Here is an 18,923-nt window from a genome sequence, read left to right as displayed (position 1 = left end):
CTGACGAAAGTCTCCGTCGCTCTTGCGCAAAGGCGTGCCTGACAGCGGCTTCTACCTTGACATGCTCCGGAAACGACACGGCGAGCGAGACATTCGGGCTGTCTATACCCGGGGGGCTGAATACGTACGATAACCATCCAGTCTCGCCACCTTGCGACAAAAGCTTAACCATATGCAACGTGAGATCGCCTGTCAGTTGCACAGCTCCCGAAGCATACGATTATATGTGTGGTCTCCACTGGCTGGAGCGATTCAGGCGAGCGGGGCACCCCATAACTCCTCAAGGTTGACATCGTCACTGGCGGGCCTCTGATCCTTCAATAGGGGGGTGATCTTCAAAATCATGGGAAGGTCAAACGCGGTCCCTGTGACCACGCAGCATCCCTTGGCCAAGGTGGGTATCAAAGCCTTGGATGATGAATCAAGGGTGCTGATGGTGTTATCTAGCAGTATAAGGTCGCGCTCGTTGACTAGGCGGTGGATAAAAAAGTTATGGATCTGTGAAACGATAGTGGGTGAAATATCTGCTGGGCGCTGGCTGGACAGCGTCAAGTAAACCCCGTACTTTCGGCCCTCCTTGATTATTTCTTCAAACAACTCAAGCCGATAGTCTTTCCATATTTCATGCTCTCGCGTGGATTGATCGGAGAGAATGTTATGAGCCTCATCAATGATGATATGTAAAGTGCGGGTAGGCGGGCTCTTAAGATTTTCAAAGTTTTTGTGATTGATGTAAAAATTTTTAGCAATGAGTAGCGGCAAAATTTTCTTGATCTCGTTCTTGCACTTCTTGAGAGAGATGACGTGCAATAGATGCCCTGGCGGTGGAACATCTACGATTTCCAACACGTTGCGTAGCGCTGTAATTGAAGACTTCGCCCGCGCAAGAACCGGCTGAATATGCTCATATTGAGCATAGCCGAGAACAACGTCAGAACAAAGTTGAAGATAACACCTCAAGATGAGTTCTTTAAACGGATCAATTCCATCAAGGTCTACATGCTCATTCAGAATCGGCTTGATGTTGATTTCAAAGCCTGTGCCGTTTGAGTTGTAGAACATGCCATTGTTGTGCCTGAAGAACTTGTCTTTATTGTAGTAAGTAATGCCTTTGAGGTGAACTTGCAAGGGCTCGCAATCGACGAGCCTAGCAATCTCTCTGCTCAACTCCAAAGCGTCTGCCTTGGCTTCCCCCGAGCTGAAAGCTTTCTCGAAAGTCTTTTCAACATAGCGCTTGAGCGGGACATCTTTGAATTTTTCCTTGCCGGACAGAACACGCCGAAGGAATGGCTGCTGGGTATTCGTCGTGGCTTGAAAGAGCAAACTCAGTGTTTCGGCTTCCCAAAAGTGGGAGCCTTCAATCTTGAACTTCTGCCCACCCATCTTTGAATCAAGAACGGTGATTTGCTTGTCTTTGGCGGGAAGAATCTGCCCACCGGTGTACTCGCCATTGAAGTCAATGATGACAAATTGACTTTTGTTCTTCAAACCTTGTATTTTTTCGTTGAATAGAGTCGTGTATAGTTTGGTTAGTGTGTTGGATTTACCACTGCCAGTATTACCAAATATTCCAAGATGGCTGTTGAAGAGCTTAGTCCATGGCAGGTTTATTGGTATATTTTCCTTAAGCATGGAGCCGATGGAAAAATAACTCTTCCCTTCGGCCCCATATATCTTGCCTACCATTGGCTCACTGAGTAGAGATGCCTTGTCCCTAATCATGGGCATGTACTTTACGCCCTCATAGAACTTGTCGTCTACGACATACCCGATGGGGCGGACATCCACCTTTCGGACATAGATTGTTTTCTCGGCTTCCGCCTCTAACTTCTTCTCATCAAGGTATTCACCTTCAACAAGGCAAACTATGTCAATGAAGCCGCGCTGGATAATAACATGCTCTCTGATGGAAACACCCCTGTATTTCACTCCTTGGTAGAAAATCGTTTCTTGGCTGGAGTCTTCAAAGATGCGAAGAGAGATGCGAATGCCTGAGACCGCGATAACTTCACCTACAACAATGCTCATAGATCGTCCTCGGGTGGAAGATAAATTTCAGGCTTAATGGAAAATACATATTTGTTAAAGTTGGTGAAATCCATCTTCACTCCGGCAGGTGGACCGATTACCTTGACATTCTTCCATTGCTTAAATTTTTCCTTCATTGCTTTAGCACCGTCTTGGCTATAGCAGCAAACAAATGTCTGAAGTTGTGGATTTGAAAGTGAGCGTTGCACAAGCTTCAGAATATGCTCATCCGCAAATGAAAATCCGAAGGTTATAAGAATTGAATTGGGCTTCTCAAGTTCATAACTCAAGAGCCTGAGCATCTGGTAGTAGTGTTCTTCAAAGACGGTTTCGTGAAACTTCCATTTCGTGGGATTCACAATCGGAAGCTTGACGTACTCGCTCCAGAATTCATCCATCTGCTGACGACTGAATGACACGACTGGTGTATTTAAGGTAGTTCCGCCCTTCTTGCTCAGGTAGTCAGAGAATTCCTTAATCTTACCAGCGGTTGTGGCATTGAGCAGGCATGTAAAATTATTGCGATAATTGACCTCAATCTTTTCACCGCTCCTTGACCAATATACAGAGCCGTGAAGGTGGATAACATTAAGTTGGGGTATACCATAATTGGCGCGCTCAAATATCCCCGTATTACATTGAAAGGTATTGAAATTTTTAGCATGCAAATGCCTCCTGTGAAAACCTGAAGTACCATCGTTCACAATAAAATCATATGATCCCTTCATGAGAAGGCTGTCGGCGATGTGGGCCAGGCACCCATCATAGTTTGTCGTAAAGACATTAACCTTCCGATTTAAATCTTTTCTTCTCTCCAATAATCCAAGTAGAGTTGTTAAAAAAACTTCGTAATTCACAAGATTGGCTAAGCCCTTTGCATCCACCACCGCAGATGGTGAGAACCGCTGCACGGGGAAGATGCACGTGTTGTAGTAGTGCATGAATAGAGCAGTACGCTTCTCATCATTATTTTCGAACTTAGTGGCGAGCGTTTCAATAGTTTCCCAGTCACCCTTCTCATCCTTTATTTCCAATGCCAATGTCGGAAAAAGGTTAGCTGAAGCACCTGAGCCAACTAAAATATTGATATTCTTGTTGTATATGTCCAGCACCTCTATTGACTCAAACATATTTACTCCTTTTTTGGCTTATTCTCAGAATATGAACCCAGCATTGCCGCACAAAGTGATTGAGTCGAGCGCCAATAATTCACATGGCACCATTAGTCTTCATCGAGAATTTTCGGCCTTTCGCCAGACAGCGGAAATTCGCTGATACAGCGTCGATTAGACTTCTACCCCAATCTTAGTATCAATGTGGCGAAGTATGACCGACATGCGAAGCGCGACCACAACACCGAATTTGTTGTCGCCCTCCAGAACAACACCTATTACTTTTTGATCTTCAATTAAAACCGGAGATTTTTGGAGGCCCGCATATATTAATGGCCCACCACTGAAACCATGGTGACCAATTGTATTAACCTCTTCGCCCGCGCTATCAATTGATCGCTGCTCTCGGGTAATTGCAACGTGTGTCTGAGGAGACATTCCTCGTGCATTGAAATACTCATTCGGCATAATTTCAATATTTAAATATTGAGCCCTAGTCGGCGCAAGGCGCCGATTTCGTCGGTTATCGGGAGAAATTTTTTTATTCTTCGAAGCTGGAAAGCCAATCATTATTAGCATCCGCATTCCAGACGCCGGTGATTTGACATCCTCAAGCTGACCCGCAGCTATACAGGGTAAATTTTTTTTCTCGTCGACAGTCAGTTCGTGCCATGCAAAATCAAACGGATCTTCTTCGCGAGGATTGCTCCCAGGAATAGCTACGTGCCATTCGCCTGCGATTCCAATGAGACTCTCCCCTGCAGGGGACGCGAAGAACAGAGTTCCATTTTTTGTATGATCGACAACATGCGCAGCAGTAACCAAGAATCTTCGATTTTTGTATTCAAATGCAAAGCAAGTACCTATGTGGACAGGATCGCCATAATCTGCAATTAGGTAAATTGGGAAAATCGCAGGCGCAAAGTTATTTAGTGCATTTTGTTGGATGATATTTATTAACTCAGGTGATTTCATTCTTTTTTCCAATCCGACCTACCGAAGGTAGGTGCTAGCAGTGTTAGCATCTTCTCAACTTTATTTATTGACCAAGCGGTCCGGGGGGCGAAAGACCGCTTCTTGCCGAAAGCTGGCATGGCACTCTGCTTGGGTCAGTCCGACATATTGAGCACGTTCCCCGTTGGTTGAGCGACTACAACCGCCCGCCCCTCATACGCCCGCAGAATCAGCCCCTTGACCGCATCTAGGTCAGCCGTGACCGCCAGCGAAAGCTCCAGATCACCGGTACCCCAATGCCCCTGCTGGCTGACGTCACGCGCGTTGGGCGGCAGCGGATCCAACTGGTCAGGCGACAGATGCAGGTAAAGCAGCAAGCGGCTCTTCTGCGGCACGACAGTGGCGAAGTTCTTCAGGCGTTTGTAGGCCACATAGAGCTTGAGTTCCTTGCGCTGGACATCGTCGCCGAGCGACAGGACGTAGCCTTCCAGCGAGGTCAGCAGCTCCAGCAGTGGCGCCGACAAGGTGGTCAGCCACTCTGCGTAGCTCTTGTCGGTACCGGTGGTGACCTTGGCCGGTGGCACGGCCGCATCCTTGTCGGGCGCGGTCTTGCTGCTGACCTTGGCGGGCTTCTTGATCGGCGCGGCGGTCCCTGGCGCGTTGGCCTGCTCCAGCAGCAACAGCTCTTCGCCGAAACGGCGGTAGCGGATCAGCTCGATGTTGCGGTTGATCTGCTGGACGGCGTGGCTATCGTACTTGGTGAAGTCGGCGGCGATGCAGACCAGCCGTGGGGCGGTCCAGTCGATCTGTTCGGCGGCGGCGCTGCCCAGGGTCTTCATCACCAGCAGCTCGAACTCGGCTTTGTGGTCCATAAGCCAGTCGAGGTAGAACAGGCCCTGGTTGATGACGTTCTCGCCGAGGGAGCGCTTGTATTCGAGGATGACCGGGCAGTGGTTTTCGTCGAGGCCGAGGGTGTCGATGCGGCCGGCGTGGGTGCGGCCAGTGGCGTACTCGGTGGCGAGGAAACGGATGCGCAGCAGCGGGCCGAGGTTGCTCTCGATCAGCGTCTGCAAGGGCTTTTCGAGGTCGGATGCCTCGCCCTGCAGCTCGGTGGCCTGGCCGGCTTGCAGGCGGAAGAGCTTGATGTCGCTCATGACGTGGTGTCGGCGGTGGCGCTGCGGCGGCCTCGCTTGGCCTTGGGGGCGGCGTCGCGGCTGGTGGCCAGGCGCTTGAGCAACTCGGCCGCCGGTTCGTCGTTCGGATCCTGCGGCACCAGTTCGCCCCGGAATGCCTTGGCCAGCAGCGCGGGGGTTAGGCGGTCGGCAGCGGTCTGAGCGGTCTTCAGACGGGCTTCGAGGCGATCGGCGAAGGCGAACAGGGTTTCGACGCGGCGGACGATTTCGGTTTGTTCAGCAATGCCTGGCATATTCAACGGGAACTCCTTAACCTTGGAGAGATTTAAGTTCGGTTGATTCCCCCCTTCGGCTAGCACCCGCATTTCAAGATAGTTCGCCTGCAACGCCAGCTTGACGTATTTAACCAAGGCTTTCTTTGGATCGACAACAACCGCTGCACATGCTTGGTTAATCGTCGCCGGAATCCCGAGTTCACTCACTTGTCCGCGAGTTTTGCCCTCTCCGTACATCGCGACAAGAAGCGTTCCAGCAGGATAAATTTTTAAGCGATGATCTGTGATAGCTTGCTGAGTAACGTACTCATCGCATGAGAGGATCAACTCTTGGCTAGTTGCACCGCTGGTAATCCACGGCACACCTGTGAGGGAAAAATAATCTGTGTTAGATCTAAGTGGCGTTGAGCCCGTCCCAACATGGGAAACTGACTCTACTTTAGTCGTCATCCAATCCGTTCGGCCATTTCCATCTTCCCAATCCTCCGTCAACCGCCCTGAAGTCGCCGCCGCCAGCACCGATTGCCGGAAGCGCTTGAGCAAGGGCACGACGCGGGCGAGGCGGTCGCGGCAGGCGTCCACGCGGGTGAGGACGGTGTCGAGTTTTTCGGCGATGCGGGTTTGTTCGGGTTGGGGTGCAATCGCAATCTGCGTTTCACGGATCTGCTTCAACACCAAGCGTTTTATTGCCGTGCCGGTCATCTCACCAGTCATGGATTTGTACGCGATCGGGCTATTTAGCCAATGCTTCAAATATGAAGAGTTGAGAATGCCAGGAATTGGTTTCAACAACGCCACACTCGACAGCATTGAAAATGGCTCTCGCAACGTATTAAGCGCCGCTATCCCAGTGGTCACACCATCCTTGATGTAAAGAACATCACCGTACTCGGCCGGGCAACGTGAATATATCTCGTTGTGCGTCGCCTCATCAACGTAGGTGATATTTGAAATATCTAGACCCCATCGCCGAATATTCTTGGCAGTCACATACTTGTACGCACCAGTAGAGAGATTGACCGGGGAATGATGGGTACCGTCTGTGATGAGCGTGCAAACATCAGCGAGCTTGGCAGAGGTCCAGTTTTTCACGCTGAAATCTCCTCACCCAGCTCCGCCAAGATCGCTTCGAGTTCTTCGAGCGCCCCGTTCAGCTCGTCCATCGCCTCCCGCGCCAGCACGGCCGGCTCCGGCAGGTCGGCGGCATCCTCGGCGTTGTCGTCCTTCAGCCAACTGATGTCCAGGCTGTCGCCACGCGCCCGCACCTCCTCGCGGCTGAACCGACGCCAGCGCCCCGACTCACCCTGGTCCGTGCGTGGACTGAAGCCGTTGCAGTCCTCACCGAACACCGCCTCGAACTCGGCGAAGTGCGCCCGCGTCAGCGGCGTGCGCTTGCCGAACTTGGGCGCGTTCGCCCGCATGTCGTAGACCCAGACCTCGTCCGTGCTGCCCGTGGCCGCCTGCCCGATCTTGTGGAAAAACAGCACGTTGGTCTTCACGCCCTGCGCGTAGAAGATCCCCGTCGGCAGCCGCAGGATCGTGTGCAGCCGGCACTTGTCCATCAGGTCGCGCCGGATCTCCGCCCCTACCCCCGCCTCGAAGAGCACGTTGTCCGGCAGCACCACCGCCGCCCGCCCGTCGTCCTTCAGGTGCCGCACGATGTGCTGCACGAACGCGAGCTGCTTGTTGCTGGTCTGGTAGGTCAGGTCATCGCGCGTCGGCCCGCCGCCGCCCTTGGCCGTGCCGAACGGCGGGTTGCTCAGGATGATGTCGCTCCTGGGCAAGCCCGCCCCCGCACTGCCCAGCGTGTTGCCCAGGTGAACCACCCCAGCGTCATCGCCCTCCATGCCGTGCAGCAGGCAGTTCATCAACGCCAGCCGCCGCGTGCCCGACACCAGCTCCATGCCAAGGAAGGCCCGGTTACGCTGGAACGCCCGCTCGCGCTCGTTCAGGTCGAAGTAGTCGTCGGTGTGCTCGCGCATGTAGCGGTCGGCCGCGATCAGGAAACCCGCCGTGCCCGCCGCCGGATCCTGGATCGTCTCGCCCGGCTGCGGCTGCATCAGGTGGACGATGCTGTCGATCAGCGGCCGGGGGGTGAAATACTGGCCCGCGCCGCTCTTGGTCTCGCTGGCGTTCTTCTCCAGCAGCCCTTCGTACAGATCGCCCAGCCCGTCCTTGGCCGCGCTGAACCAGTCGATGCCTTCCAGGCTCTTGATGAGCTGCTCCAGGTGCCGCGCCTCCTTCAGCCGGGTCTGCGCGTCGGCGTAGATCGCGGCGATCAGCGGATCAGTGCTCTGGCTCAACTGCAGCAGCGCGCTGCGGTAGTGGTTCAGCAGGTTCAGCCCGCTCAGGCCCAGCAGCGTCTTCCAGCGCGCGAACTCCGGCAGCTTGTGCGCCTGCAGCACGCCGTTGTCCGCGTTCTCCTGCTCCATCTTGATGAACAGCAGCAGCACCAGCTCGGTCACGTAGTCGCTGTAGTTGATGCCGTCGTCGCGCAGCACGTCGCAGAGGTTCCACAGCTTCTGGACGATGTCGTTCTGGGTCATGGGGGTCGATTCGGTTCTAGAGGGTCAGGAAATGCGCAATTCGGGATTGTCGGTCAGCCCCTGCGCTGGACCGGACTGGCCAGCGTCAGACGGATGGGCCCGCGGTTTCAGGCCGCCTGAGGCCAGAGATGCTCGGCCAGCGCGTCCATCACCTGCGTCAAGCCGCCACCAAGCTGGCGGTCCAGCCCGCGCTGCCCACCTTGCTCGGCAAAGGCGCGGTTGACGAAGGTCGCGTCGATCACGACCTCGTGCGTGAGCTGCTTGGCCAGCCGCTCCAGCCACTTGCGCTGCACCGGCGTCCAGGTGCGCAGGCCGTAGACCCGCTGCATGGCCTGCGCGACCCGCTGCTCGAAGGGCAGCAGCGCCTCCCCCAGCGCGGCCTGCCGGATGTAGCCGACGATGCTGGCGGCGATCTCCACCTGGCTGCGGTTACGCCACGCCGACTTCAGTTGCGCCTCGCTGTAGCCGTGAGTGTCCAGCAGCAGCCGAACCTCGCGCAGTTGCTCGCGGGTCAGGTCCTTCGGCCGGTTGACCACCACCGCCAGTGCCACCGACTGGTTGACCTGCTCCCGCACGAAGCGACTGAAGCTGTCCAGATAGTCCTCCGGCTTGGCGTAGGCGCCCCAGCTCTGCTCCCGCGCGACCAGCTCGTCGGCGTGGTCGGACAGGATCGGACCGTAGGCCGAGCCTATCAGCACGCGCACCTCGGTGAGCTGGTTCAGAAGACCGGCGTGCTGGCCCAGGAACTCGGCCGCGGGCTGTGGCCCCAGGCTGTGCAGATGCTGGTGCAGCTTCTCCGGCGGCACGCCCCATTGCTGCTCCAGCGCATCCAGCCGGGCCTTGAGCCTGGCGCCCTTCTCGGTCGGCTGCTCGGCCTGGTGGCGGGCGGTGCGCAGCACGCGCATGAGCTTCTGGCCGAGCTGGTCGAGCACGTCATGCGCATGGCTGCGCTCGGGTTGGCTGCCAGGCAGCGCCAGGCTGGCCGGGTTGCGCAGCTCGTCGACCAGTTGCGCCAGCGTGACGTTCGGATCCTTCACCAGCGGTTGCATGGTGTTGACCGGGTCCAGCGCCGCGTAGAGATCGACCGGGTCGTAGATGCGGAACACGGTCTTGCCGATGTCGTCACAGCGCCGCGTGGCCCGGCCGATCATCTGCTCGTACAGGATGCGGCTCTTCACCCGCCGCATGAACACCAGATGGCAGATGGCCGGCACGTCGATCCCGGTGGTCAGCAGATCGACGGTGATGGCGATGCTGGGCAGCGCGTCGTTCTTGTAGCGGCGGATGAGCTGCTCGACCTTGTCGCTCGCACCTGTGATCTTGCGCACCGCGGCCTCGTTGTAGTCGTCCTGGTAGACGGCCCGGAACGCCTCGTCGAGCAGCCGCTTGACCATGTCGGCGTGCGCATCGGTGGCGCAGAAGATCAGTGTTTTCTCGGCGCTGAAGGGGTCGATCTCCTGGGCAAGCTGTTCGCAGATGACGCGGTTGAAGTTCTCGCTGATCACCTTGCGGTTGAAGCTCTCGATCTGGAAGTCGAGTTCATCGTCGAGTTCGGCGGCCTCGATCTCGCCCGTGTCCAGGTGCAGCACCTCGACCTGTTCGCCCTTGTCGAAGTGGATGCCCTTCTGGCTCAGCAGGGTCTGGTAGCGGATCGGCGGCTCGTGGTCGATCAGCCAGTCTTCGGCCACGGCCTCGCGGTAGGAGTAGGTGAAGATCGGCTTGCCGAAGATCTCGGTCGTGTGGCGCGCCGGGGTGGCGGTCAGGCCGATGCGCACGGCGTCGAAGTAGTCGAGCACGCGCCGGTAGCTCGACAGGTACTGGGCGTGGTCGCGCAGGGCCAGCTCGCCCTCGGTCATCTCCTGGTCGAGCGTGTAGCCGCGGTGGGCCTCGTCCACGATCAGGCAGTCGTAGGTATCGACCGGGGGCGGGTTGTCGCTGCCGAACAGCCGCTTGACCATCGCCTGCACGGTGGCGACCTGGACACGGGTTTCCGCCTCGGCCGCCATGTCGCCCAGTTCGGCGATGTTGTAGATCTTGCTGAGAGGCTGGTTCGATTCCAGCGGGGCTTCGTTGAAGGCGTCCTGGGCCTGCTGTCCCAGCGCGGTGCGGTCCACGAGGAAGAGGATGCGCTTGAAGCGCTCGGCCTTGAGCAGGCGGTAGACCAGCCCGATGATCGTGCGGGTCTTGCCGGTACCGGTGGCCATCGCCAGCAGGCAGTTGCGGCGGTGGTCGGCCAGCGCCGCTTCGACGGCGCCGATGGCGCGCACCTGGTAGTCGCGCAGTTGCAGGTAGCCGTAGGGCTCGGCCTGCAGGCGCGTTTCCGCCTCCTCCCGGCTGCGCTGCAGCAGATCGAGCAGCCCTTGAGGCGAATGGAAGCCGGGGAGTGAGCGGGCCGTGTTCGACGGTGCCCGCACGTCGCGGAACCAGGTGCCGCTGACCTCGGCCAACTGCTTGACCTGGGGCCGGCCGTTGCTCGAATAGACGAAGGGGATGTGAAAGTGCGCGCCCTGACCGTCCGGCCAGGGCTCGGTGCGGCCTTCCTGCTGCCAGGCGGTCGGCTGATGTGCCTCGGGCGTGTGGCTGCGGGCGTAGCGTTCGGCCTGCCCAATCTTGCCGGCGACCTGGATGTTCTGGCGCTTGGCCTCGACCACGGCGATCGGCGTCAGGCCGGCGAACAGGAGGTAGTCGGCTGATTGCCGGCCACCCATGGGCCATTCCGCAATCGCCTTGTACCGGCCGCGCTCCGGTCGGGCGCCGCTGGCGTGGGTGAGTCGGGTGGTGTCGGCGTCCCAGCCCGCTTCGATCAACTGCAGATCGATGACGAGCCGAGTGGTGGCCTCGTCCATCTGCAGATGGGTGGCGGCTTCGGCGGCGCGGCGGGAATAGCCGGCCAGGGTCTCGCCGCCGACGGACTGCGTGGTGCGCTGTGACTGGGCGCTCAGGCGGGACTCGAATTCCGCTTGCAGTGCGGCATAGCGCTGGCTGGCTTCCTCGGCGAGCTGCTGGTAGACGGCGTTCTCTTCCTGGGCGTGGCGCGCCATGGCGCGTTCCTGCTCGGACTGGGCTTCGAGGAGTCGGGTGAGCTGCGCCTGCTGGGTCTGTGCGGTCTGGGCATCGGACAACTCGCCGCGCAGTTGCTCCAGTTGCTGCTGCAGCGTGGCCAGCTTCTGGCTCGGGTCGTCCGGCAGTCGGAAGGGGCCGGGCTGGAAGGACGGATTCGAGCCGAAGGTGCGGTGGAACCAGACCGCCAGCTCCCGCGCCACGCGCAGGGCTTCCAGTCCTTCGCGGTAGCCGATGCCATGCTGCACCTCGTGTGCGGCGGCGTTGCCGGTGCGGCGCAGCAGGTGGAAGAGCTGGCGCACCTGGGCGTCCATGCCCAGCCGGGCATCCACGGCGCGCAGCAGTTCGGCCTGGGTCGGCTGCACGAGGGCCACGCCGACACGGGCTGCGATGTCACGGGTGATGGCTTCGGCCAGCAGGCGCAGCTTGAGCACGCAGCTCGACGGGTCGAAAGGGTAGAGCCGCTCAGCCGTGGCGCCGAGATCGGCCAGCAGCGTCGAGTGCTCGACCAGGAATGCGAAGTTGCTCGGACCCGTCATCTTTCTCCCTCCCTCTCTGTGCGAACCGCATCCGGCGCCACTGGTGTCGTGTGCTCGGAGGCGTCTTGGCAATCTAGCCCAGAGGGTGGGTGGTGGCCCGGGTGCAGAGTGGGCCGGTACGGATGAGCTGCGTGATTTTTTTAACGATCCGAGATGGCGGTTGCAGGAAGCTGCTCCAGTAGATACATCCACGCCGTCGTCAAACTTGTGCCCGTCGCAGCACTGACTGGGCACTCTGCCGAGCGCCACCTCCAGCCCTCCTTGCCGGCCATCTCATTCCATGTCTGAAGAAATTAAGAACACTGCGATAACTGCCGCAGGCTACGTATACCAAAATCGGCAAGGGGTACGCCTCCTGTGCGACTGGCTCGACGCACCGACGCGCTACACCCGGGTGAAGTTCGAGTGTGACGACGAGGCCGACGCGCCGAAGGGGTTGGACGACATCGTGGCCGAGCGAACTGGCGGCCTCGTCGACCTTGAGCAGGTCAAGTACACACCGAACCCGGCGGTGCACGCGCTGAGCTGGGAGTGGATGCTCGAAAAGTCCGGTAGGACGGCGAAGTCTAGGTCGATGCTGCGGAAGTGGTTTGACGCCTTCGCCGTGTTGGACCCGGCTCGGGTTGGCGTGATCTCGCTGAAGACGAATCGTCGGCCAGATGCGGAAATTGAGGCGTGCCTCTCCGGCCGGCGAATCGACTTCGCCAAAGTGCCCGAGCCTCGGCGCTCAGCGTTGCTCGCCGAGCTGGGTGACGAGATGAAGTGCGAAGCCTTCTTCAGTCAGCTACAGGTTCTTCACAGCGACAAGGGGTTCGAATCGCTGGAGCACGAGGTCGATGCTCGACTGCACCGGCACGGCACGCCTGACGGCATCGCGAACCTCAAAAATGTCGCCTTGAACTGGGCAATCCGGAAGAATTTCCCGCCACCAGACGGGTGGATCTCCCTGGACCAGGTGCGCACCATCCTGCAGGCAGCGCCGCCGGCGCCCTTGCCCGAAGACTTTTTCGTGCCTCTCGGATATGAGGTGCCGGACGAGACGTTCCACCGGGACTTCGTGCGCGACACCGCCGCTGGTGCCGAGCAGGCATTCGTGCTCACGGGGCCGCCTGGCCGCGGGAAGAGCACGTACTTGAGCGCGCTGTGCGACAAGCTTGCTAGCTTGGACATTCCCACGGTCCGTCACCACTACTTCCTGTCGACGACCGAGCGGGGGCGCGACCGCGTGCACAGCTACGTGGTTGAGCAGTCCATCGCGGCACAGGTCAAGCAGTTTCATCCAGGCGTTCAGACGCCCGGCGGTGGCTTGCGAGGGCTACTCGAAGCTTGCGCGGCCTACTACCAGGAGAAGGGCAAGCCGTTCGTGCTGGTTCTAGACGGCTTGGACCATGTCTGGCGCATCAACGCAGCCGACAAGCGCCCGCTGGACGACTTGTTCTCCCAGGTCCTGCCGTGCCCGGACAACATGGTCCTGTTAGTGGGCACGCAGCCGGTCGACGATGCCCAACTGCCCAAGGACCTCTTGGCCGTCGCACCGAAGGCCAGCTGGCGAGAGTTGCCGGCGATGTCCGAAAACGCGGTGTTGTCGCACCTGCGCAAGGCCGTTGAAGAGGGCAGGCTGTCGACCCGATTCGACCATGAAGAGCAATCGGAGCGCCAGTTGCAGGAGGCGGCGACCGCGCTTCGCAAGAAGACCAACGGCCACCCGCTGCACGTCATCTATGCCACCGCGGAGCTTGAGCACGCCGGGGGAGACCTGGACAGCTGGGATATCGGGCGGCTGCAAGGGGACATGACGAAGGAGGTGAAGTTCTACTACGCGTCCTTGTGGGAAGATCTGCCGCCTAGTCTGAAGGACACGCTGCGCTTGGTGTGCGCGTTCCCCTTCTTTTGGCCGAGGGCTGCGTTCTTGGATATTGCGGCGAAGCTCGGCAATGCTCAGCCCGATGTAGCAAAGGTGGAGCACCTGTTGCACTCTTCGGTCGCAGGCTTGAAGGTCTTCCACGAGAGCCTGGCCGTCTTTGTGCGCTCGACTCCGGGATACGACGAGCGCATCAAGGAGCTGATGCCGGCGGTGGCGAGCTGGCTGGAAATATCGGCGCCGCCCTCTTTGCGCGTCAACTGGCTCTGGTCGGTTCAGGCCAAGCTCGGTGACCCCAAGAACCTCATTGCCGGGTTGACCCGCGACTGGGTCATGCTCCGCCTGGAGGAGGGCTATCCAGAGTCGCTGTTCGATACCTTGTTGTCGGAGGCCATGGTCGCGGCGCTGGATACCAATGCGTTTGCCGACGCCTATCGCCTTGACCATCTCAAGGCGCGGATGGTTCGTGGCAGCGAGTTTCAGATGCAGGACGACGACATGGCTCGGCTTGTGTCGTTTACGCTGAGGCTGACAGCCGACGAAGGTGTCGTTCGAGAGACTGTGGCATCGCGGCACGAGACGGACATCCTGCGTGTGGCCGCCCTTGGCTTGGCCTTGCAGGCGCGAGGACAGGCGGTACTGGCCAAGACCTGTGGTGCCGAGGCACTGCGGCGTTTCAGAGGTCTCAGCCGCTTCTCCACGCGGTACTCGTCCAACGCAGGGACTGCTGATTTCAAGTTCTTGGTCGAGGCGTTCGCGCGCCTGGGTGTCCTCGGTGCTACCTCGGAGGCGTTTGCCAAGCTGGTTAGTGAAAACGGCCCCATCGTGTGGATGCCGAGAGCCCGGATGTTGGTTGATGAGGGCGTGCTGGACGACCTGATGGACGCTGCCACTCAGCTGCCTCCCGGCGACCCTGACAAGAGCGTTCTCAGCGACGTCTGCGTCCGTGCCGCTGCAACTGCCGGGGTGAGCATCTTTGACCGCGACGACTTCAGCAAGCTGGCGCGAACCCCGTTCGTTGCCGCATTGGAGGCCGCCCGCTCACGGGTCTCGAAGCCGCTGAACGAGCCCATCCCCATTGAGTGGCTCAAGGGTGACTACTACGAGCGCAAGGACGACCTGAGTGCGCTCGTCCACCATTGGTTCTTCAGCGGCGTGCACCTGAGCCTTTGCATGCAAGCGGAAGGACAAACCGGCTTCGAGTTCGTGCGGGCGCCCACCTACGAGGACAGGAGGAACATCAGCTACTTCCTGAATTCGCTCTCAGCGCTTGCAGCCCAGGTTGCCGAGCGCTGGTGGCGCGGGGAGTTTGTGGACTTCAATCAGCTGTTCGAACTGCTCAAACCTGTCCAGTTCAGGCGCTTCAGGCAGGGGTACGACGCCAGCTCAGCTGCGGAGGACTTCCGGGCTGGACTGCATCGCATTGCCTGCGATATCCGGCTGGGCAGCTGCCTGCTCGCCGGTCGCGACGATGTTGACGTCACTGAGGCGACCATGGTCGCCGCAGGTACCAGCGAGTGGTTCGACCCTACGTCCTTCCGCACCCAGTACGAGGCAGGATTGCTTACCAGGATGAGCGATGAAGCAGCAGCGGCCTTCATCCAATCCCAGTGCGTCCTGCTCGATGCTGAGATCCGCCAAGAGACCAGCATTCATCTTCAGACGCCTCTGCAACTCTGCGGCATCGCCCTCAGCCACGGCTTGAACACCAGCGCCCGGAAGCTCTGCACTCAGACTTGGGAGCTGGTGACCGGCTACGGGCACCGCACGGACCCCACCTTGAACAACACCGTCGACGCCATTGACTACCTGGTGGAGGTCGTGCCAGACGATGCTCGACGGCTGCTCAGCTTGATTTCGCCCCAGGTCCACCGCGTGCTGGACTTCACCGACGGAAAGGGCACGAGGCACGTGCTCTCAGCCGCGGACCGGTTGCTGGCGAAGCTCTGCCCGCCGGCTCTTGTGGTGAAGTATGAGGAGCACACAGACGCGGGCGATTGGTCGCATGCGGAGGACAGCCTGCGGGCGTACGTCGAGCAGGGCGTGCGGGACGGTTGGCCCCTGGATGCGCTTATGCGCACGGGTGTTCACCCAGAGGTCCAGGACGCGTTGATGCAGCTTGAACGCAATGGTCAGGATGGCGCTGCCGAGCGGCTGTGTGTTCTCAGGGAGCATGCCGGCTGGGACGTCGGCGTGCTTCAGCGCAAAGACTCGTCTAGCGGCGACATTGACAACAAGCCATACACAGGCGACGTCACCACGTTCGCACCGGAGCAGGTCGACGAGCTGCTGGCAAGCCTGTCGACCAGCTACAACGAGAAGAAGAGGCTTCGAGTCTGGTACGAGCACTGGGATAAGGCCGGGCAGGGCAAGCGCCTTCTCGCGGCGTTGGACAGCTTTCTTCAGTCAGACGAGGGGCGCATGAACGGCATCCTTGAACTGTCTGACCTCGCCTTCGAGACCAGGCGCAAGCTGAGTGGCTCGAAGGCTGCGTGGAATTACCTCGTCCAGGCGCAGATCCGGAAGGGTGCATGGCTTGGCTTCGCGGAGAGCGAAGTAAAGACGCGTAAGCGGCTGGATATGGTCGTTCAGCACTACCCGAGTCGTTGCGACGAGTTCGTCGGGGCGACGACGTACGCCATGTTCGGAGAGCCCGAGCCGCCGCGTGTAGCGCCGACGGATCTGATGGTCTATTTCTATGCACGGCAGAAGCGCGTTGCCGACGCCGTGAAGTTCGCCGAGATGATGGTGAATTGCGTGCTCGAAGACACCCGAACTCTTCCGCTGGAACGGCCGCGCTGGGCAGAAGAGCTCGACGCTGCGAGGGCGAAGGGAACATGATGGATGACCTTCGCATCCTCGTTGCCAGGCTGGGTTGGCCGTCGACCGCTGCACGGTGGTGGACCATGCAGGAGCTCGCCGCTCGATTGGGCGCGCCGGTGTCGAAAGCGGCGACGGAGGCCGCACTCCTTGAATTCCTCGGCACAAGGAAGCTCGAAGCCGAGGTGGTGGAGGCGCTCGTCGTCTTCTGGATGGCCGCGCAGGCGCACGGGTACGAGGCCAACCCGAAACTGGCCGAGAGCATTCCTAAGACGTCCATCCTCTCGGAATTGATGCTGGAGAGCCTCGGTCTATGGGCGGATACCCCGGACGAAGGCCTCGAAGAAGTGCCTGAAGACTTCGAGATCCCACAGGATTTCAACGGGGTGCAAGGTGCAGACCTTCCTCGGATGTTCCGCACCTCCATGACGGAGCTTGAGGCCGCTACGCGGCTGCCGTTCGTCCGCCAGATGGCTTTCGAGTGGTCGATGAACATAGGCGCCTACCCGGATGCTCCTTTTCAGGGCGATCCTTGGCACTTCTCGCGCCCCTTGGGCGACGGGTTCAGCGGCCAAATCTCATCTCGGACTGCCTTGCGGATGATCTCCGCCTACCACCGCACGTTGGCGGTTGCTGAGGCGTTCTGGGGTATGCCTGCCGATACGGCGGAAGACCGGGCTCTGTTGGCTTTGCCTGTTCACCCGACACTTGCGCTGCTGAGGCCTAGACGACCGGCTTGGTTTCCAGGCCGAACGGAATTCGACGGCGATGACGAGGCTATTGGTGGGGCTGTCCGCAGCCTCGTCGAACGGGTTCAGCTGGAGCGTCCTGGTGATGAGCTGATGGCCTTCTCGTCGCCCGTTGTGATGTCGATGGACCGCTGTGTGGAGGTCTCGGTCGTCCGGTGGGCGCAGGCGGCAGGTGGCAGCGTCGCTGATACAGGCTTGGCGGAGCACTTGAAGGACCTGCGGAGAACCGGCGAGCTACTCGCAAGTGACTTCCAGGAGCCTCTGGACACGACTACGGTCCTGGAGTCGCCAGCTCCCCACGAGATAGCCGATGAGGAGAGCAAGGCATGGCCGCTGGCCAAGCCGCTCGACTTCAACCGGCTAGGCTACCTGCAGCACGACCTTTACCCGGGGCGGCTCTTCTTGCCGACAATGCCAGGGCGTGGACAGTTGGAGGTCATGCCCTGTGGTGGAGTGCTGGAGGTCAAATCCGGTAGCGAGGTCGTCGCAGACCTTTGCTACTGGAATGCAGGCTGGGGATCGGTTCGCCCCATGCAGTTCGACGGAAACTGCGGTATGGCCCTTGTCTCCAGAGGCACGGCATATCGCACATCACCGGATGAGGCAGCCCAGGAGGTGCGATCGTTCTACTTCTGGCGTGTGAGAACGCTCGACGAGAAGAGTGGGTTCGGCGGCTTTGAAGAAAAGCTAACCTATGGTGTCACCTTTGTGTGACGCAGCTCCCTTTCAACGGATCTTCATGAGGCCGCCGCTAAGGGCCGCTTAGTGGCCGACAGCGTGAGTTCATCCGTTCAAGCCGACCGGCGGCAACCGCTGCAGAGCAGTCATGGAACCGCCCCGGTTTCGTGGAGGTACACCGATTGGCTGAATTCACATCAGTCCCGCACCATGATCCCCGGCAGAAACTCCACCCCCGTGCGCGCCACCAGCGTCTGGTAGGTGATGGGCCGCGAGGCCCGGGCCGCATCGGTGTTGTCCACCCAGTACGCCCAGGCTCGGCGTCCCATCTGGTCGTAGACCAGCTTGAACAGGTGCGTCGGCACCCAGACCTGATTCGGCCCGATCTTCCGGACCGGCTCCATGAACACCGGGCCCGTGAATACGTAGACCGGCCCCTCGGCCCGCATCACGAACTTGCGGGTCGCCTTCTCGATGCCCGCCCAGGTGTGGCGGTTGTTGTAGGGGGCCTGCGGCACGATGTTCGCCAGCGAAAAGCTCTGCGCCATCGCCTGCGCGTTGGGCATGTCGCCAGCCGGCGCCATGTGGCCGCGGTCGTACCCCGAGTCCTTGTAGTCGTCCAGGTGCGCCCGGTCTGCGGACGGCAAGCGCGCTTCCGGGTAGAAGCGGTTCGTCCGCTCTTCATCCTGGGCCTGGGCCAGTTGCTCCCGCGTCAGTCGCTCGACGGTCAGCACGGGGGTCCGGGTCTGACCGGAATGCAGGGAGACAAAGGCGTCGAAGCACACCTCCCTGAGCTGCGAGTACAGCCCGGCGGGGAATTGCGGCTGCACCTGGGGGTAGAACTGCGGGCACTGCGATTGCGCGACGGCGGCGCTGGCGGTCGCCCAGCCCAATGTGGCGATGGCCACCCAACGAGAAAGAGAACGCACGGACAGAATTTTCAAATAACGGCAGGACCGCGACCCTAGCGCATGGCCATCGGTCGCTCGTCCGCGACCGCATGGCCATAGCCCTGCCTGGCCGGTACAACTTCACGCCCCACAGCCCCGGTCCAATCGGCACACCTGCACCGGCCCTCGGTCTCCCCCTCCAGGGGGATGGTCGAGCCGAGTCGGGGCCCGCACCATGTGGACAGATTCATCGGTGTGAACAGCGGTCAGGGGGGACC

The 18,923-nt window shown here is 59.7% G+C and carries 10 protein-coding genes; 2 read left to right on the top strand and 8 right to left on the bottom strand.

Annotation, left to right across the window (positions count from 1 at the left end):
• Positions 1–252: 252 nt before the first annotated feature.
• From BDD16_RS02255 to hsdR, 7 genes are all read right to left on the bottom strand, one after another.
• On the bottom strand, positions 253–2,028 hold the full coding sequence (locus BDD16_RS02255; protein WP_179632443.1) for an ATP-binding protein: 1,776 nt from the start codon (positions 2,026–2,028) through the stop codon (positions 253–255).
• On the bottom strand, positions 2,025–3,158 hold the full coding sequence (locus BDD16_RS02250) for an SIR2 family protein (RefSeq protein WP_179632442.1): 1,134 nt from the start codon (positions 3,156–3,158) through the stop codon (positions 2,025–2,027). Before BDD16_RS02250 ends, BDD16_RS02255 begins: the two co-directional genes overlap by 4 nt.
• Before the next feature lie 156 nt (positions 3,159–3,314).
• Positions 3,315–4,115, bottom strand: a complete 801-nt coding sequence (locus BDD16_RS02245; RefSeq protein WP_179632441.1) for a hypothetical protein — start codon at positions 4,113–4,115, stop codon at positions 3,315–3,317.
• Between the two features lie 134 nt (positions 4,116–4,249).
• Entirely contained in the window at positions 4,250–5,248 is a 999-nt protein-coding gene (locus BDD16_RS02240; protein ID WP_179632440.1) for a DUF5655 domain-containing protein, read from the bottom strand.
• The gene (locus BDD16_RS23245) at positions 5,245–6,594 is read right to left on the bottom strand and encodes a restriction endonuclease subunit S (protein WP_179632439.1); all 1,350 of its coding nucleotides are present in this window, start codon (positions 6,592–6,594) and stop codon (positions 5,245–5,247) included. The genes BDD16_RS02240 and BDD16_RS23245 overlap by 4 nt, the downstream gene beginning before the upstream one ends.
• A complete protein-coding gene (locus BDD16_RS02230; RefSeq protein WP_179632438.1) occupies positions 6,591–8,048 on the bottom strand; it encodes a class I SAM-dependent DNA methyltransferase in 1,458 nt (485 codons plus the stop codon). Before BDD16_RS02230 ends, BDD16_RS23245 begins: the two co-directional genes overlap by 4 nt.
• Positions 8,049–8,155: 107 nt before the next feature.
• Positions 8,156–11,647 (bottom strand): type I restriction-modification system endonuclease, encoded by a 3,492-nt coding sequence (hsdR, locus tag BDD16_RS02225; protein WP_179632437.1) that lies wholly within the window; start codon positions 11,645–11,647, stop codon positions 8,156–8,158.
• Between the two features lie 280 nt (positions 11,648–11,927).
• On the opposite strand from hsdR, the gene BDD16_RS02220 reads away from it, so the two are divergent.
• Complete coding sequence (locus BDD16_RS02220) at positions 11,928–16,349, top strand: ATP-binding protein (protein WP_179632436.1); 4,422 nt, start codon at positions 11,928–11,930, stop codon at positions 16,347–16,349.
• Positions 16,349–17,791 carry a multidrug DMT transporter permease gene (locus BDD16_RS02215; protein WP_179632435.1) on the top strand — a complete coding sequence of 481 codons (1,443 nt, stop codon included), beginning with the start codon at positions 16,349–16,351 and terminating at the stop codon, positions 17,789–17,791. The genes BDD16_RS02220 and BDD16_RS02215 overlap by 1 nt, the downstream gene beginning before the upstream one ends.
• 161 nt (positions 17,792–17,952) lie before the next feature.
• Here BDD16_RS02215 and BDD16_RS02210 read toward each other — a convergent pair whose 3' ends face one another.
• A complete protein-coding gene (locus tag BDD16_RS02210; RefSeq protein ID WP_310732766.1) occupies positions 17,953–18,684 on the bottom strand; it encodes a DNA/RNA non-specific endonuclease in 732 nt (243 codons plus the stop codon).
• Positions 18,685–18,923 lie beyond the last annotated feature (239 nt).

It is taken from the genome of Sphaerotilus montanus (assembly GCF_013410775.1).
In the GTDB taxonomy this organism is placed as follows: Bacteria; Pseudomonadota; Gammaproteobacteria; order Burkholderiales; family Burkholderiaceae_C; genus Sphaerotilus; species Sphaerotilus montanus.
This window is presented reverse-complemented; position numbering and strand designations above follow the sequence as displayed.

Bases quoted from the DNA above. Each gene is read 5' to 3' on its own strand.
- BDD16_RS02220 (WP_179632436.1), top strand. From the start codon at position 11,928: ATGTCTGAAGAAATTAAGAACACTGCGATAACTGCCGCAGGCTACGTA.
- BDD16_RS02245 (WP_179632441.1), bottom strand. From the start codon at position 4,115: ATGAAATCACCTGAGTTAATAAATATCATCCAACAAAATGCACTAAAT.
- BDD16_RS02240 (WP_179632440.1), bottom strand. From the start codon at position 5,248: ATGAGCGACATCAAGCTCTTCCGCCTGCAAGCCGGCCAGGCCACCGAG.
- BDD16_RS02230 (WP_179632438.1), bottom strand. From the start codon at position 8,048: ATGACCCAGAACGACATCGTCCAGAAGCTGTGGAACCTCTGCGACGTG.
- hsdR (WP_179632437.1), bottom strand. From the start codon at position 11,647: ATGACGGGTCCGAGCAACTTCGCATTCCTGGTCGAGCACTCGACGCTG.
- BDD16_RS02250 (WP_179632442.1), bottom strand. From the start codon at position 3,158: ATGTTTGAGTCAATAGAGGTGCTGGACATATACAACAAGAATATCAAT.
- BDD16_RS02255 (WP_179632443.1), bottom strand. From the start codon at position 2,028: ATGAGCATTGTTGTAGGTGAAGTTATCGCGGTCTCAGGCATTCGCATC.
- BDD16_RS02215 (WP_179632435.1), top strand. From the start codon at position 16,349: ATGGATGACCTTCGCATCCTCGTTGCCAGGCTGGGTTGGCCGTCGACC.